This window comes from Emticicia sp., from assembly GCF_049241225.1.
GTDB lineage: Bacteria > Bacteroidota > Bacteroidia > Cytophagales > Spirosomataceae > Emticicia.
The window spans coordinates 1-15,643 of sequence record NZ_JBMLRC010000008.1; the positions used below are offsets into that span (position 1 = coordinate 1).

Here is a 15,643-nt window from a genome sequence, read left to right on the forward strand (position 1 = left end):
ACAAGTTGGAAACTTGTTTTACAAACGTACAATCACACGCCCGATTTGTCCGCCTTTTAAGATTTTATTGATTTCTTTTGGTAAGCCTTTTAATGTTACAGTTTTGGTAATAGATTGAATATCAGCTGGTTTCCAATTCTTAGCGAGGTTTTTCCAGAGTTTTTTACGCCATTCAATATCACATTCTGATGAATCAATGCCAAACATAGATACGCCACGCAAGATAAATGGAAATACACTCGTTGGTAATTCGGGCGAATTTACTAAGCCACAAATGGCTACAACTCCGTTGTATTGCATTGATTTTAAGATAGTTGCGAGCATATTTCCACCAACGGTATCTACACAACCCGCATAAATTCCTTTCAATAAAGGACGCCCCGATTTATCATCAACTTCTTCTCTCGAAATAACTTCTTTTGCTCCGATTTTTAATAGAAAATCTCTGCCTTCGGGTTTGCTCGTAACGCCTACCACGTGGAAACCGAGTTTCGCCAAAATCATTACGGCCATTGTGCCTACGCCGCCTGTTGCTCCCGTTACGATGACTTTTCCTTTATCGGGGGTAAGGCCGTTTTGTAATAATTTATCAATACACAATGCAGCAGTCAAACCAGCCGTTCCGAAAATCATACTTTCTTTGGCTTTGAGTCCACGAGGGAGTTTTACTACCCATTTGGCAGGAACACTGATGTACTGTCCGAATCCACCCGAAGTATTCATGCCGAGGTCAAAGCCAGTTACGAGTACTTTATCTCCTTTCTGAAAATCGGCCGACTGACTTTCTTCAACTACTCCTGTGGCATCAATACCTGGTGTGTGGGGGTAATTGCGAGTTACGCCACGATTCCCAGTTGACGAAAGGGCATCTTTATAATTAAGTGAGGAATATTGTACTTTGATGAGGACTTCGCCCGCAGGTAAATCTTCGATTTTACGCTCAACGATGTTTTGGGTGAAAGTTTTATCGTCGTTTTCGGTGATGTAGAATGCTTGGAAAGTTGACATTGTTTGATAGTATTATTTTGGTTGTACTCGTTTCAAATTGAAATACATCAAAAATGTGTTTTTTGTTCAAAATTATGTCAAAGTATCTACTACATTTTCAGCGAACCAAGCTCTACATTCTTCTAAATTTGATTCTCCAGAAGCTATTTTTAGGATGTAATCTGTTAAAGTAGTATTATCGATATTCAAACTTAAATCAAACCCATTTATATTCAAAAAAAGTAATGCTGATGCTAAACCAGTTCGCTTATTTCCATCTGAGAAGATGTGATTACAAATAATATTGTAGCAATAAACAGCTGCTTTATCTGAAACATTTGGATAAAGAGGTTCGCCAAACATTTCTGCTTGAACTGCTTCGAGAAGATAATCTAAGTTTTCTTCGTGCAGAAAATTATTCGGAGGCATAAAGTTGCCGCCATGAGCATCAACTGTCGCTTTATTAAGCTGAACGACTCTTTTCTTTGTTAAATATCTCATCAAGCTAAAGCCTTAAAAGTTGCTTCAAAACGAGTAAAATTCTTCTTTATCAATTGCTCAAATTCTTCATCCTCATTTAATGTTTCCTCATTAAAAACTTCTTTCAAAAGTTTTTTGAAAGTTTCTGGTTCTTCCATGATTAATTCACGTAGAGCATCCTTGACTATTTTTTTATCCAAAATTGCTGTCATAATTGTAGTATTTTTTACAAACTTAACGATTTTTGCTGAATAAAGTTTTCTTGCAAATTTATTTAGAATGTAGAAAAAACGACTTTATTTTACTCAACTGAACGTAAATAAGAGTTTTTGTATGAAGGATAAGACTGCAAAGCAAATTTCATTGGTGTTGTTATGTATTTGGTGGGGTGCATTTACTTTTTATTCGGGTGTTGTGATAAGCGTAGGTATGCAAGTGCTTGGTAGCCATACTGAAATGGGTTTCATTACGCAAGCTGTCACGAATTATTTGAATTTTATCAGTTTACCTATTTTCGTTTTTACGGCTTATACTTTTCGTGCTGAAAAACGTTTTTTTATAGCGGCTATGTTTTTGGTGCTTTTGCAAGTTGTGTTGTTCTTTGTGCATTTCGAATTAGACAAACTGCTTGATTTTGGGCAAAGAGTAGTTCTAAACAAAGCCGTTTTTTACTCATTACATCGAATTTACCTATGGACTTCCACTGTTATTTGGTTGATTGTGAGTGGTGCTTTGTTGTTGATGATTAAAAAGAAATAACAGAATTATCACTTATTCATCATCCGCTCAAAATCAGGTAATTCCAATCTGAGATTTGAAAGAACCTTCTTTTGTTCATCAAGCAAGAATACTTTTGGAACTAAAGACGCATTATAAGTTTTATCGAAATCTACAATTTTGTGCGAATCCATCACGTTCGTAAAAGCTTCTGTTTTATAGGTTTTGATGAATTTTAACCAATTTTCTCGGTCAGGAACTTTACAGCACATATATACCTTCATGCCTTGCTGCTCCAGTTTTGGATAATAATCTACCAGTTTTTTTGTGTATTCTTGGCAATGTCCGCAAGCGTAGTCATAAATTACGACCATTGTATATTTTGCTTTTAAGTCCCAAAGTGGACTCCAATTTCCTAAAGTATCTGTGAGACACATATCGGGCATTATTTTGCCAATCAATGTTGGTTCAATTCGATTGACATACTCAATATTTCGCTTGACTGTAGTAGCATCATAGTTGTCAGGCTCACCGATGATATATTTTTTAGCTATTTCGGTATAAACTTTATCGCAACCCAAAACTTCGGGAGCGATAAATTTATTACCAAATTTGATGACAATGTATTTTCTTATTTCTGAATTAGGCTTGGTGCGAGCAAGCAGATTATCGGCCAAAGCAATGATTTCGTCGGGTGAGTTACTAAAAGCGATGTTTTTTAGATAATCATCAAAAATATTATCGAGGAGCGTTGTGCGAATCAAACGTTCGTCTGAAAGGTCGATGTTATCGAGGGCGTGGGTGTAATAATTCTTTATGTAAGTAAGTGTATCTTGTCGAGTTGCGTTGGATTTCATAGCTTGGGTTTCGACAGGAATATTTGCCTTTAAGAAATTTGCCGTAAATGTATTTGGGTTTGACGAAATGTAGGTCTTTGTCAAAGATTGATATTGTTGGTAGATGGTCTTTTTATCGGTTTCGTTGCTTGCTTTCTGAAAAGCTCGCTGTAAACGAATGTTTTCTTTGGTAAAATTGGCGTAAGCCGAGGCTTCGGTATTGCCTTCGATTGTCATTTTACCAACGTAATCGCTGGTATCTGTCGTAATTTTAAAAGTTTGACCAACCACAGGGAAATCAAATAAACGTGCTTTTCGGTTAACTAAAAAATACATTCCTTCAGGTAGATTTTTCTGTCCTGTAAAAACGATTTTATTCGCTGTCTCAACTTTTGCAGTATCTTTTACCAAATACAGTTTTTCGCTCTGATACCAGTGATAAAGGTAATAAACCGAATCTTTTGGTGCCTGCATCGCTATTTCAATGCGATATTGAGCGTTTGATTTTGAGAAGCTAATAATAGCGAAAAGTAGGAGAAGTTTTTTCATGTGCTTATTGATTTGCAAAAGTTGGTAATATAGCTATCATGTTGTGAGTATTTACAAATTTGAGCAATAAATTGAAGAAATACAAATGGTATGTTTCAGAACATAAAAAAGGTCTTAGAATTTCTCCTAAGACCTTTTTATATATTTTTACTCCCCTTTAGGGGTTGGGGGCTATTACATCATGCCACCCATGCCGCCACCGTGTGAGTGACCCATGTCTGGAGCTTTATCTTCTGGAATATCAGATACAACTGCTTCAGTTGTAAGTAATAGACCAGCGATTGATGCAGCGTTTTCAAGAGCCAAACGAGTTACTTTCGTAGGGTCGATGATACCAGCTACCAACATATTTTCAAATTTATCTTCACGAGCGTTATAGCCGTAATCGTCTTTTCCACCTTTCACTTCTTGCACGATTACTGAACCTTCGCCACCTGCATTCGCAACGATTGTACGTAATGGAGCTTCGATTGCCGAACGGATGATTGCGATACCAGTTGTTTCGTCGCCGTTTGCACCTTCAAGACCTGCTAAAGCAGATTGAGCACGAATCAAAGCAACACCACCACCAGCTACGATACCTTCTTCAACCGCAGCACGAGTTGCGTGAAGGGCATCATCAACACGGTCTTTTTTCTCTTTCATTTCAACCTCAGTTGCAGCACCGATGTAGATAATAGCTACACCACCTGACAACTTAGCCAAACGCTCTTGTAATTTCTCACGGTCGTAGTCAGAAGTAGTTGACTCGATTTGAGCTTTGATTTGATTTACACGACCAGCGATTTGCTCTTGGTCTCCTGAACCATTAACGATTGTAGTGTTATCTTTGTCGATAATGATTTTATCGCAGTGTCCTAAGTAAGAAATATCAGCGTTCTCTAATTTGAAACCTCTTTCTTCTGCAATTACAGTACCGCCAGTAAGGATTGCGATATCTTCCAACATTGCTTTACGACGGTCGCCGAAACCTGGAGCTTTAACAGCCGCAACTTTCAATGCACCACGGATTTTGTTTACTACCAATGTAGCAAGAGCTTCGCCATCAACATCTTCAGCGATGATTAACAACGGACGGCCAGTTTGTGCTACACCTTCTAACACTGGAAGAAGTTCTTTCATTGAAGAAACTTTTTTCTCAGAAATCAAGATGAATGGTTTTTCCATTTCAACTTCCATTTTCTCAGCGTTAGTTACGAAGTATGGAGACAAATAACCTCTGTCGAACTGCATACCTTCTACAGTTTTCACTTCAGTTTCAGTTCCACGAGCTTCTTCAACCGTGATAACACCTTCTTTACCAACTTTCTCCATTGCGTGAGCAATCATTTGACCGATTTCGTGGTCGTTGTTGGCAGAGATTGTAGCTACTTGTTCGATTTCTTTTGAAGTCGAGATAGCTTTAGATTGTTCTTTCAATGCACCTACAACCGCAGTTACCGCTTTTTCGATACCACGTTTCAAGTCCATTGGGTTTGCACCAGCCGCTACGTTTTTCGCACCGATAGTGTAGATAGCTTGTGCCAATACAGTAGCAGTAGTAGTACCGTCACCTGCTTGGTCAGCAGTTTTAGAAGCTACTTCTTTCACGAGTTGAGCACCCATGTTTTCGATAGAATCTTTCAATTCGATTTCTTTCGCTACTGTTACACCATCTTTAGTGATAGCTGGTGAACCGAATTTTTTATCAATAATAACGTTACGACCTTTTGGTCCGAGGGTTACTTTTACTGCATTTGCAAGAGTGTCAACGCCACGTTTCAATTTCTCTCTTGCGTCTGTATCAAATATAATTTGCTTTGCCATTTTTTTAATTAGTGAATGAATGAATTAGTGAATGAGTGAATAAGAGTATAAACCTTAACTCCCCTTTAGGGGTTGGGGGTTACACAATAGCGTAAATATCAGACTCACGCATGATGAGGTACTCTTTACCGTCAACAGTGATTTCCGTACCAGCATATTTACCATAAAGTACGCTATCACCTACTTTAACTAAAGTTGGCTCATCTTTTTTGCCTGGACCTACTGCTACTACAATACCTTTTTGTGGTTTTTCTTTTGCTGTATCAGGGATGATGATACCGAATGCTGTTTTTTCTTCTGCCGGAGCAGCTTCTACCAATACTCTGTCTGCTAATGGCTTGATGTTTACTGACATTTTATTCTGAGTTTTTGAGTTTATAAAATTTAGATTTAAGAATTAAATAGATTCGAGATCATAATTTTTTGAAGTGCTACCTTCATACGTCTTGAATCTAAATAACTTAATTCTTGACGTGATGTCAGTTCCACAAAAGTTCTGCCAACGGACGGCAAAGGTAAGGTTTTCTGCCAAAATTTCAGTTTTGACTGCCAAAAATGTTTCAAATACTGACAGGAAATGTTTTGAGGTAAGTTTTTTTGGCAAGAAAATTAATGAGTTGTCAGAGAATTTCTGCCTCAGAAATTATATCGCAAAGCTAAACCCAAAGCATTATCGTCGGTTTTGAGTTGCATATAACTCATATTACTTCGTCCGAGGGCTTGGTTATATTTGATTGCAGCTTTTTTTATATGAGACCTGCCAATAAATGAAGTTGTGATACTTCCGACCAGCGATGCTCCAATAATGCTTAAATAAGTGGAGGAATAAAAACCACTTTGTCGAGTACGGGTTTTATTAAATGTGGCTAAAAAGTAAATGGTAGGAATAATACTTATGGCTTGCCCAATACCAGTAAAAGTTTTGTAGCGTCGGTAATGGAAATTTACCTCGGGGTCATTTAGTTCAAAAAAGGGAACTTCGAGCGAGTTGAAGCCACTGAGTCGGCGTTCGCCGTAGTAATACGAGCCATTCACTTTTTGTAAAGGCTTGAGATAATAGAGTTTACGAGTAATATTCGGATTATAATAGGCCGAATCTTTCTGAGCAAAAATGCTGAAAGAAATACTGAAAAATAGGAGTGTGAGGAGTGTTTTCATATGTTTTTTGTAATACAATCGATTCGGTGGACCGATCTCAGAATCGTGAGTTGAGTATATGCACAATTCGGAGAATTGTGTTACATAGTTACGCTAAAATTGGTTTAATTACTTTTCCTGCCACATCGGTTAGCCTGAATGGTCTTCCTTGGAACGCATACGTTAGTTTTTCGTGGTCGAAACCCATCAGGTGCAAGATGGTTGCTTGCAAATCATGTACGTGTGTACGGTCTTTTACTCCGTAATACCCCAAATCGTCGGTTTCGCCAAAAGTCATACCATTTTTTAGTCCGCCACCTGCCATGAAAACTGTAAAAGCATCCAAATGATGGTCACGACCTTTGAATGGTAGTGTTTGTCCGTCACGGTTTTCTTGCATAGGAGTACGGCCAAATTCTCCTCCCCAAACAATTAGGGTTTCGTCGAGCAAACCACGCATTTTTAGGTCTTTTATGAGAGCCGTTACCGAGCGGTCAGTTACTTGGCACAAGTCTTTGAAACCACCATCCAACGAAAGGCGTTGGTCGGTACCGTGTGAGTCCCAGCCCCAGTGGAAAAGTTGCACGAAACGTACTCCATTTTCGATTAAACGCCTGGCCAGTAGGCAGTTATTGGCAAATGAGCCTTCGCCTGGCACAGCTCCGTACATGTTTCGTACCCATTCGGGTTCTTTGCTTGTGTCCATTACTTCTGGCACTGAAACTTGCATTCTGAATGCCATTTCGTATTGTGAAATACGAGTCAGAATTTCGGGGTCTTGTACGGCTTCGTATTGCTGACGATTGATTTCGTTGATTGCTTCGATGGTTTGTTTCCGAATATCTCGACTCATACCGTGCGGGTCAGAAACATACAGCACTGGGTCGCCACCCGTGCGGCATTGCACACCTTGATAAATAGAAGGTAAAAATCCACTTCCCCAAACGCTTTTTCCTGCATCGGGGCTGCGTCCGCCCGAAGCCAAAACAATAAAGCCTGGTAGGTTTTGATTTTCAGAACCCAAACCATAAACCGACCACGCACCGATACTCGGCCGACCCAAACGTGGGCTTCCTGTGTGCATGAGTAGTTGTGCAGGAGCGTGATTGAATTGGTCGGTGTACATGGCTTTCAAGAAAGTCAGGTCATCGGCAACTTCGGGTAAATAAGGAAGAAAATCTGAAATCATTGCTCCCGAATTTCCGTGCTGTTTGAATTGCCCGATTGAACCGAGCATCTTTGGCACTCCTCGGATGAAGGCAAACTTTTTTCCTTCCAAAAACTCTTGCGGACAATCTTGTCCATCAAATTTTTGTAGAGCGGGTTTATAATCAAATAGTTCTAACTGCGATGGGGCACCCGCCATGTGAATATAAATCACTTGTTTTACTTTCGGAGCAAAATGCGGCTGCTTCGGAAACATGGGGTCGGTGAGTGTTTGTGCTGGATTTTCTTTTCCCGAACAACCACCTAACAACGAACCAAAAGCCATGGCTCCAAGTCCTGTGGTGCAGGTTTGCAGAAAATGGCGTCGGGTTTGGTATTGAGCCTCGGCGTGTAGAAACTCTTTAATTAACTTTTGCATTTTGAAGGGTCGAATTTGCCTACCAAATTACGAAATTATTTGTATAGACAAGTTAAGTTTTTAAAGATTTTGGTGTTTATCCCGATATTCTTGATAAATTTGAGAGGGAACTTTAATCAAAAAAAACTACTTTTGTAGAAGGACTATATTGTCGAAATGTTATAATTGTGTTAAATTTTAATGTCCAAACTTGCAGCTCAAGATAAATTCCTTGACTTTTCTGATTATGGAAGACCATTTGCCCAAATCATTGCTAATCAATTAAAAAACACTCGTTTTACCCCTGTTCATCTAACGCTTCTTTTTGGAGTTTCGGGCTTAATTGCTGTTTATTGTATGCTTACTGCTCATTATTGGTGGGCTGGATTTTTTCTTATTCTCAAATCAATTCTTGATGCTGCTGATGGTGAGTTGTCAAGGGTGAAAAATACCCCATCTTACACGGGGAGATATTTGGATAGTGTGTTTGATATTATCTTGAATTTTGTTTTTCTGATGACAATAAGTCATATTTCTGATAGTTCGTTGACACTTGCACTGATTGCTTTTTTGTGTATTCAATTGCAGGGAACTGTCTATAATTTTTACTACGTAATTCTGAGAAATAATTCGGTAGGAGGCGATGCCACAAGTAAGATTTTTGAGACCGAAACCCCCAAAGCGTTTCTGAACGAAAGCCAGAAAACGGTCAACGTTTTATTCAAAGTATATGTGATGCTTTATGGAATTTTTGATAGAACAGTTTACCGATTAGACGCCATGGCTTACAAGGTCAGAACTTTTCCAAACTGGTTTATGACGCTGGTTTCCCTGTACGGGCTGGGGTTTCAGTTGTTGATTATTGCAATGATGCTTGCCTTGAATTTGGTGAATTTTATAATTCCTTTTTTTATTCTTTACACTGTACTAATGGTGATTTTTATAGGAATCAGGAGGTTGTATCTGAGGAGTTAATTCTAACGATTAAATTATAGGAACGTCCGATTCGGACGCTCCTATGAGATTTATTTTATAAAGCAGAAACTTTCTTAGAGGCAATACTTTCGTACACACCATCCCAAAGTTCGATTCTTTTTTGGAGCGATTGAATCGTTGCGGCTTCAGCTTCTTTCCAAAATTCTTCGTTTTCTCCGCACAAATTGGCTGTCATTTGTAGAGCCAAATGGCTGTGGTGGTCGCCATCTACTTCGATGTGGCGTTCGAGATAATATTTGAAAGTCGAGATTTTTTCGGGAACACTCAAATGAATATCATTGATAATTGACATAAACATGCCTGGAATCAAATCTTCGCGGCCAAATGTGAAAATAGCTGCTTGAAGATAGGATTTATTGCTGTTGATGATGTCGAATGTAAAATTGACAAAGTTACGAGCCGCTTCGGGTGTACCTGCTACCACAAATGACGATTGTAAATTACTTGACTCTTTCAAAACCGAAATAAATTTTTCGATTTGGGTAGTTTCGGCTTCTGCTTGGTGCATAGCGTCGAGGTACAGCTCAAAGTGACTTTTGCGAACACCATTCATATCAACATCAGATTCTTCCCCGGCTACGATTTCGTTAATTAAATAGCGTGTTTCGGCCGAACCCACCGGAAACCACGGCACAGTTGTACAAGTAAGATTACTTTGAAGTGATTTAAGCAACGACATAAAATCCCACACAGCATAAACATGATACTGCATGAAAACTTTCAGGTCTTCGAGGTCATTAATTACCGAATAAACTTTGTGATTAATAATCTGCTGTCTTAACGGTTCTATCCTTTCTTGAATGGACGCTATGTGATGATTCATATGAGATTATTTAAACTATTGACAGTTATAACATTTAGAACAACAAAAATGTTGCCATATAGAAAAAAATATGATACAATTTCAATACTAAGATATGTACGAGAAAAACGTAGAGGAGGTTTTGCATAAAAAAATTCTCCCTAAAATAGTATAGTGTAGTTTAGAAGACCTTTGGGTGATTTGATAATTCCAAACAGAATAAAGCCTAAAGTCATTGCTGCGAGCTCCTTCTATTCTTGATGTCGATATACAATATGTTTGGTCTTAGTAGTTTAAATATATTCGTCATTTGTTTTCTTCAAATTAAAGTTGGTGGCATTTAGAAGTGAATAATATCTCAATATTTTTTGATGTAGAGATATATTCACGCCTATTTCTCATTGAAAAGTTGTGTAGATTAAATCAACAGACAGTTTGACTGCATTTTAATTTAAGTTAGTATAATTTTTGATTTTGTTCCCTCCCCATCGGGGAGGACGGTCGGCCTCTGCCGTTAGGGAAGGGGCAAAGTAGACTGATTATCAATTACTTAAGTAGGAATAGAGAATTTGTTGCGGATATTACTATTAAAAGATTGTGGGTGTATCGCACAGAACACCATACAATATCAAATAAATTATTCATTCGTATCATATTGCTTATAATATTGAGAGAGCATAGGATATTTCGATAAGAACACTTTCATTTATTTTTGAAAATACAAAAAATATAATTTTATTTGTATGGTAAAATTGAAACAAACCCAAGAAGAAATGAAATTCATAAAATTGCTGTGTATGGCAAGTGTTCTTTTGCTCTATGCAAAAAATACACATGCTCAGATCGATAGAGCTACAAAACAACTTAGAAGTAAGCTTTCGGTAGCCAATCATCTGAATTACCAGCTAACCGAAGAGAATAAAAATTTGCATAGTTATCTTCGGCAACTCAATCAAATAATTTCAAATGTAAGAGACTCAATTAATCTTCAAATTGCTTTGAGTAAAAAGTTAGACTTTGAAAGTAGGCAGTGGCAAGAGTCTGCATTTAATGTAAATAAGACCCTTCAGGAAACCCAAAAAGATTTAGATACGGCCCAGGAAGAAATACGAAAGCTTACATACGAAAATGTTATTTTGAAAGATCCTTCAGTTGTCCGTATCTACGATATATCGGCAGCTAAAGTAAAAGAAGCTTTGATAAATCGTTTGAGTGAGAGAAGCTTAGGGTTTCAGTTTAATGAAGATGCCACAAAGGGAAATATAAAAATTACGAAGATATTTGATAAGAATACCGAAGAATGGTGGATACTTGATAAGTCAATTGATGTGCTTTTAGAGTTGGAGCTTAGGGTAGTTTTGCATCAATATGACCCTAACCGGTCTATAATTTATAGTTCAACTAATCTTTTTGAGAAAGCAAAGAATAGCAATAATGAATACACACCCCAAGAAGATATTGATAAAATTAGAATCTATGAGGAAAAGGTTTTACGTGTTCTTGAGCGAAGTATCCGAAAAAGTAATCTTAAATAATCTACTTAAATTCAATGAAGAATTCTTGAAAATGTATTTCTGTCGGTATCGAAATGCATCTTAATTTCTTTTAAAAAGGTCTGTACGACAGGTCTGACCACAAAAAAGTCCGATAACTCACTTGCTGAATTTCGGACTTTTTTTGTTAGTATTTCTTAGAAAATCTCAAAAATCATCGTAGATTTTGGCGAGATTGAAAGACCATTTTTTATGCTCTGTGTTTCGTTATTCAGAATATTTTTGGCTGAAGCTTTATTCTGTAAGATTTCATCAAAACGCTTGGTTTCGAGCGTAGTTGATTTATCATTTTTATTCATTACAACCATTACCATTTTCTGATTATCGTATCTGAAATATACGTAAACCCCATCGAAAGGGGCAAAATGGAGTGTTTTTCCATTGGCAATTACTGAATTGTTTTTTCGCCAGTTCAATAGCTGCTTTAAATAAAGCTGTGTGTTTTTCTGAGCTTCAGTCAAGCCTTTTCCCGAAAAAGCACTCGCAGTATCTTCTTTCCAACCACCCGGTAAATCCGAGCGAATCAGTCCGTCTACTTTATGATGCCCCGTATTTTGCATCAAAACCTCCGTGCCATAATATATCTGCGGAATGCCACGAGTAGTAAGCAAATAGCCCAGTGCCATTTTTGTGAGCTCAACGTCTTCGTTGAGTTGCGTAAAAATGCGGTCCATATCGTGGTTATCGCCCATAATCAGTATATTCGATGGGTCGGCATACACAAAGTCATTCGCCAATGCTTCATACAAAACTACCAAGCCTTTTCCCCATGTTTCTTTTTCTTTGAGGGCATTTACGAGGGCTTCTTGTAGCGGAAAATCCATGATGCTCGTTAGGCAACCATTATAGCCATCGGCATTTTTTTTGCCTTTTTGCCAGTACGAAGTTATGAGCGGATTTACACTCCATTCTTCGCCAACCATGTTAAAATTTGGGTATTCATCCATGATGGCACAACTCCAGTTTTTCAAGAAAGTTTTATCTGAATATCCGTAGGTGTCTTGACGAACACCACCCAGTTGTAGGGTTTCAATCCACCAGATTGTATTCTGTATCAGGTAGTTAGCCATAAAAGGGTTCTCTCCGTTCATGTCAGGCATCATTCTATCAAACCAACCTTTTTTCATGAATGCTTTGTCATAATCTGAAGCATACAGGTCTTGATTGACCGTTCGTCGATGATTGGTTGAAGTTTTGGTGTCAGGATAATTAAGCCAATTCTTAAATGGCAAATCATCTGTCCACCAGTAGCCGTGTCCAGTATGATTTAATACTTCATCAAAAATTAATTTAATTCCTTTTTGGCGAGCTTTGCTTGAAAGTTCCTTATAATCTTCGAGTGTACCGTATCGTGGGTCGACTTTGTAGTGATTAGTGATTGCGTAGCCGTGGTAAGAATAGCCCGCCATATTGTTTTCAAGCACAGGTGTTGGCCAAATAGCCGTAAAACCCATGTCAGCAATATAATCAAGGCTGTTTATCATACCTCTAATATCGCCGCCGTGGCGTCCGCCATCAAAATTGCGATTGATTTTGGCTTCTTTCATGCCAGCCACTACATCATTTGAGTAATCGCCATTGACAAAGCGGTCGGGCGTGATGAGGTAAATGACATCGGAAGAGTTAAACCCACGCATTTGAGCTGATGCTTGTTGCTTAGGTAGCAAACTATAATTGTAAGTATAAACGGTTTTGCCTGCTTTCTTGAAATTAATAGTAAAATTGCCCGCTTTGGTGGTTTTGGCAATCACTAAATCAAGGAAAAGGTAGTTTTTACTATCGGCTTTATTGACTTTTTTGATGCTTACTCCTGTATAATTGATTGTAGGCTGAGTTTCGGAGATATTTTCACCATGGATCAATAATTGTAGGTTTGGATTTTTCAAGCCTACCCACCAGTTTAGGGGCTCAACATGCTGGATTTGTGCGTTTACTCCGAAACTTAGGCACAAAATACATAATAAAGTGAATGATTTCTTTAACATAATAGCTGTAAGTTTAGCATAAAAGGAGAGGTTGAAGCTGAAAATGATAAGGCTACTAGAAAAAATGAGTTCAAAAAAATCTGCATAACAAGCGTTATGCAGATTCTGAATTTTTAAACCTATGATGAATCTTATTTAACCTTTGTGGCTTTGTAAGTTGGCTTAGCAGGGTCTTTTACATCCAATATAAAATTCCATGTACCAGCTTTCACGCCAAAGTTTTTGCCACCGTCTTTCAAAGCTCCGCTTGCCGCTATTGGGTCTGGCTCATTACTACTTGTCGAGCCGTAGTTTACTCCCCAATCGTCATTTAATCTGAATTTGATTTGACCGTCTTTAAGTACTACGTTGTTCAGAAACCAAGTTTCGGTACTTAGGTCGTAGCTAAACTTTTGGTCAGGTTTTTCGCCCCAACCTGTGGCCGTTGCGTCGCCCACAATTCCCCACGGAGCATATTTGGCAATCGTATATTTCATTTTTTTGAAATCCACCGTAATCAAGTAGGTTCCTTTCTTAACGGCAATATTATCGCCATTTTCTTTCAATACTCCGTTTGTTCCACCGTAATTTACGCCCCAGTCGTTGTCTTTGCGAATCTTAATATCTCCATCAGTGAGCGTTACTACACCCGCCCAAAGGTCAACGCTTGGATCGTATTTGAGTGGTGCGTCAGGCGTTGCTCCCCAGTTATTGAAGGCACTGCCCACAATTCCCCAGGAGTATTTTTCAACTTTGTATGTGAGTGCAACAGGGTTAAAAGTGATTTTGTAAGTACCCGCTTTCACGGCAATATTATCACCGTCTTTTTTCAAGACACCGTTTGTTCCACCATAATTTACTGCCCAGTTATTATTTTCACGAATCTTGATTTCACCATCTTTGAGTGTTACGTATGCTACAAATACATTCGGAACCTCAGTTTTATAGAATGGCATGTCGGGGCCATCCCAACCGTTGGTTGTTGCACTTCCAACTACACCCCAAGGTGAGCTAAGGTCTAATTTATCGAGATAAGGAGTGGCTGTAAGGCTACTTACGGTCGAACTCAAAACCGTAGCTGCCCCCATTGTAGCTGTTATTTTGATGTCGATGTCGGCAGGTGTACCAGGGGCAAGACCAAGACCCAATAATATTCCGTTTAACTCGGCGGTTGTAAAGGTTTTCTTTAGGTCAGAACCAGCTGTAATTGAAGATGCTTTCGAGAAATCTCCACCTTTTTTGTCAATCAAAATAGTATTGGTAGCTGCTGCATTAAAACCATAATCGGCTGCCCATGAGATAGTGAGAGCTTCTTTGGTGGCATTGTCTTTATTCAAAACAACGCTTTTGCTCGAAAGCGTAACCACAGGAGCTGCACCAGTGCTTAAAATTGCTCGCTCTTCTTCTTTTTCGCAACCCCACGCAAACAAAATTGCCAGCCCGAAAAGAAATATTTTATTGAATGTTTTCATATTTTTTGAATTTGTTTGATGTTGAACCCCATCCAACCCTCCCCGATAGGGAGGACTTTTAGAACCCTCCCCATTGGGGAGGGCAGGGTGGGGTTGTTAATATCCTGTATTTTGTTTCAAAGTAGGGTTAGCGATAAGGTCAGATGCTGCTAATGGAAATACCGTACGATAGGTTTCTACGTCTTTTCCTGCTTTGATTCCACCTTTCCATGCCCAGTTATAGCCAGTCGTAAATTTTCCGAAACGAACCAAGTCAGTGCGACGATGTGCTTCCCAGTATAATTCACGCCCACGCTCTGCCAAAAGGTTTTCGAGCGTCAATGAAGTAAGATTAGCAGCACCCGCACGTCTGCGTAGTGAGTTTACTAAGCTAAGAGCCAAAGTAGCATCGCCACTTCCGCCACGAGTTACGGCTTCTGCGTAGATTAGATGTGCATCGGCTAATCTGAACAATGGGAAATCGGTATCGGTGTGCGTAAGGTTTTTACCTGCTTTGCCATCTCTTTTTACGTTTTTCCATTTCGTAATGGCATAACCATTCGAGAACGTACCAACTTCTTCGATTTCTAATTCTTGCCCAGCAGTGTGAAACATCGCACGTTTATCGGCTTTGTCGTTGAATAACGCAACAAACTCTTTTGTTGTACGGAAACCACTCCAGCCACCATCTACACCAAATTCGGCGGCATTCATGCTTCCACCAATGGCTGCGTGAATAATTGTTGTAGTTCCGCCCCAAGTTTGGGTTTCGTTTCCATCATAGTTTATGGCAAAGATATT

15 protein-coding genes are annotated in these 15,643 nt (G+C 38.8%); 3 read left to right on the plus strand and 12 right to left on the minus strand.

All coding sequences use genetic code 11. From position 1 onward, the window contains the following. Positions 1 to 18: 18 nt before the first annotated feature. The 3 genes from ACOVO2_RS00335 to ACOVO2_RS00345 form a co-directional block, all read right to left on the minus strand. Positions 19 to 1,008, minus strand: a complete 990-nt coding sequence (locus tag ACOVO2_RS00335) for a YhdH/YhfP family quinone oxidoreductase (protein ID WP_421768063.1) — start codon at positions 1,006 to 1,008, stop codon at positions 19 to 21. Between the two features lie 72 nt (positions 1,009 to 1,080). Then, positions 1,081 to 1,488: a type II toxin-antitoxin system death-on-curing family toxin gene (locus ACOVO2_RS00340; protein ID WP_421768064.1), complete on the minus strand. Its 408-nt coding sequence runs from the start codon at positions 1,486 to 1,488 to the stop codon at positions 1,081 to 1,083. After that, entirely contained in the window at positions 1,488 to 1,679 is a 192-nt protein-coding gene (locus ACOVO2_RS00345) for a hypothetical protein (protein WP_421768065.1), read from the minus strand. The genes ACOVO2_RS00340 and ACOVO2_RS00345 overlap by 1 nt, the downstream gene beginning before the upstream one ends. A 121-nt stretch (positions 1,680 to 1,800) precedes the next feature. Here ACOVO2_RS00345 and ACOVO2_RS00350 point away from each other — a divergent pair, with 121 nt between their 5' ends. Next, positions 1,801 to 2,226, plus strand: coding sequence for a hypothetical protein (locus ACOVO2_RS00350; RefSeq protein ID WP_421768066.1), 426 nt, complete (start codon positions 1,801 to 1,803; stop codon positions 2,224 to 2,226). Between the two features lie 8 nt (positions 2,227 to 2,234). Here ACOVO2_RS00350 and ACOVO2_RS00355 read toward each other — a convergent pair whose 3' ends face one another. From ACOVO2_RS00355 to ACOVO2_RS00375, 5 genes are all read right to left on the minus strand, one after another. Next, positions 2,235 to 3,569: a peroxiredoxin family protein gene (locus ACOVO2_RS00355; RefSeq protein WP_421768067.1), complete on the minus strand. Its 1,335-nt coding sequence runs from the start codon at positions 3,567 to 3,569 to the stop codon at positions 2,235 to 2,237. Positions 3,570 to 3,743: 174 nt separating this feature from the next. Continuing rightward, on the minus strand, positions 3,744 to 5,375 hold the full coding sequence (gene groL, locus ACOVO2_RS00360; RefSeq protein ID WP_421768068.1) for a chaperonin GroEL: 1,632 nt from the start codon (positions 5,373 to 5,375) through the stop codon (positions 3,744 to 3,746). 79 nt (positions 5,376 to 5,454) lie between these two features. Next, positions 5,455 to 5,730 carry a co-chaperone GroES gene (locus tag ACOVO2_RS00365; protein ID WP_188767741.1) on the minus strand — a complete coding sequence of 92 codons (276 nt, stop codon included), beginning with the start codon at positions 5,728 to 5,730 and terminating at the stop codon, positions 5,455 to 5,457. A 281-nt stretch (positions 5,731 to 6,011) separates the two neighbouring features. Then, positions 6,012 to 6,533 carry a hypothetical protein gene (locus ACOVO2_RS00370; protein ID WP_421768069.1) on the minus strand — a complete coding sequence of 174 codons (522 nt, stop codon included), beginning with the start codon at positions 6,531 to 6,533 and terminating at the stop codon, positions 6,012 to 6,014. An 88-nt stretch (positions 6,534 to 6,621) separates the two neighbouring features. After that, positions 6,622 to 8,097, minus strand: a complete 1,476-nt coding sequence (locus ACOVO2_RS00375; protein WP_421768070.1) for a DUF1501 domain-containing protein — start codon at positions 8,095 to 8,097, stop codon at positions 6,622 to 6,624. A 180-nt stretch (positions 8,098 to 8,277) separates the two neighbouring features. On the opposite strand from ACOVO2_RS00375, the gene ACOVO2_RS00380 reads away from it, so the two are divergent. Next, positions 8,278 to 9,051, plus strand: coding sequence for a CDP-alcohol phosphatidyltransferase family protein (locus ACOVO2_RS00380; protein ID WP_421768071.1), 774 nt, complete (start codon positions 8,278 to 8,280; stop codon positions 9,049 to 9,051). A 55-nt stretch (positions 9,052 to 9,106) separates the two neighbouring features. Here the strand turns inward: ACOVO2_RS00380 and ACOVO2_RS00385 are convergent, their stop codons facing one another. Continuing rightward, complete coding sequence (locus ACOVO2_RS00385; protein WP_421768072.1) at positions 9,107 to 9,895, minus strand: DUF3050 domain-containing protein; 789 nt, start codon at positions 9,893 to 9,895, stop codon at positions 9,107 to 9,109. A gap of 752 nt (positions 9,896 to 10,647) precedes the next feature. Here ACOVO2_RS00385 and ACOVO2_RS00390 point away from each other — a divergent pair. Next, the gene (locus ACOVO2_RS00390; RefSeq protein WP_421768073.1) at positions 10,648 to 11,409 is read left to right on the plus strand and encodes a hypothetical protein; all 762 of its coding nucleotides are present in this window, start codon (positions 10,648 to 10,650) and stop codon (positions 11,407 to 11,409) included. Positions 11,410 to 11,564: 155 nt separating this feature from the next. On the opposite strand, the gene ACOVO2_RS00395 is transcribed toward ACOVO2_RS00390, so the two are convergent. From ACOVO2_RS00395 to ACOVO2_RS00405, 3 genes are all read right to left on the minus strand, one after another. Further along, positions 11,565 to 13,412, minus strand: a complete 1,848-nt coding sequence (locus ACOVO2_RS00395; RefSeq protein ID WP_421768074.1) for a glycoside hydrolase family 13 protein — start codon at positions 13,410 to 13,412, stop codon at positions 11,565 to 11,567. A 131-nt stretch (positions 13,413 to 13,543) separates the two neighbouring features. Beyond that, positions 13,544 to 14,863 (minus strand): SusE domain-containing protein, encoded by a 1,320-nt coding sequence (locus ACOVO2_RS00400; RefSeq protein WP_421768075.1) that lies wholly within the window; start codon positions 14,861 to 14,863, stop codon positions 13,544 to 13,546. Positions 14,864 to 14,959: 96 nt separating this feature from the next. After that, positions 14,960 to 15,643, minus strand: a 684-nt coding sequence (locus tag ACOVO2_RS00405; protein ID WP_421768076.1) for a RagB/SusD family nutrient uptake outer membrane protein, incomplete at its 5' end; no start/stop codon positions are given.

Coding starts and splice junctions, on each gene's coding strand:
- ACOVO2_RS00335 (WP_421768063.1), bottom strand. CDS start 1,008: ATGTCAACTTTCCAAGCATTCTACATCACCGAAAACGACGATAAAACT.
- ACOVO2_RS00340 (WP_421768064.1), bottom strand. CDS start 1,488: ATGAGATATTTAACAAAGAAAAGAGTCGTTCAGCTTAATAAAGCGACA.
- ACOVO2_RS00345 (WP_421768065.1), bottom strand. CDS start 1,679: ATGACAGCAATTTTGGATAAAAAAATAGTCAAGGATGCTCTACGTGAA.
- ACOVO2_RS00350 (WP_421768066.1), top strand. CDS start 1,801: ATGAAGGATAAGACTGCAAAGCAAATTTCATTGGTGTTGTTATGTATT.
- ACOVO2_RS00355 (WP_421768067.1), bottom strand. CDS start 3,569: ATGAAAAAACTTCTCCTACTTTTCGCTATTATTAGCTTCTCAAAATCA.
- groL (WP_421768068.1), bottom strand. CDS start 5,375: ATGGCAAAGCAAATTATATTTGATACAGACGCAAGAGAGAAATTGAAA.
- ACOVO2_RS00365 (WP_188767741.1), bottom strand. CDS start 5,730: ATGTCAGTAAACATCAAGCCATTAGCAGACAGAGTATTGGTAGAAGCT.
- ACOVO2_RS00370 (WP_421768069.1), bottom strand. CDS start 6,533: ATGAAAACACTCCTCACACTCCTATTTTTCAGTATTTCTTTCAGCATT.
- ACOVO2_RS00375 (WP_421768070.1), bottom strand. CDS start 8,097: ATGCAAAAGTTAATTAAAGAGTTTCTACACGCCGAGGCTCAATACCAA.
- ACOVO2_RS00380 (WP_421768071.1), top strand. CDS start 8,278: ATGTCCAAACTTGCAGCTCAAGATAAATTCCTTGACTTTTCTGATTAT.
- ACOVO2_RS00385 (WP_421768072.1), bottom strand. CDS start 9,895: ATGAATCATCACATAGCGTCCATTCAAGAAAGGATAGAACCGTTAAGA.
- ACOVO2_RS00390 (WP_421768073.1), top strand. CDS start 10,648: ATGAAATTCATAAAATTGCTGTGTATGGCAAGTGTTCTTTTGCTCTAT.
- ACOVO2_RS00395 (WP_421768074.1), bottom strand. CDS start 13,412: ATGTTAAAGAAATCATTCACTTTATTATGTATTTTGTGCCTAAGTTTC.
- ACOVO2_RS00400 (WP_421768075.1), bottom strand. CDS start 14,863: ATGAAAACATTCAATAAAATATTTCTTTTCGGGCTGGCAATTTTGTTT.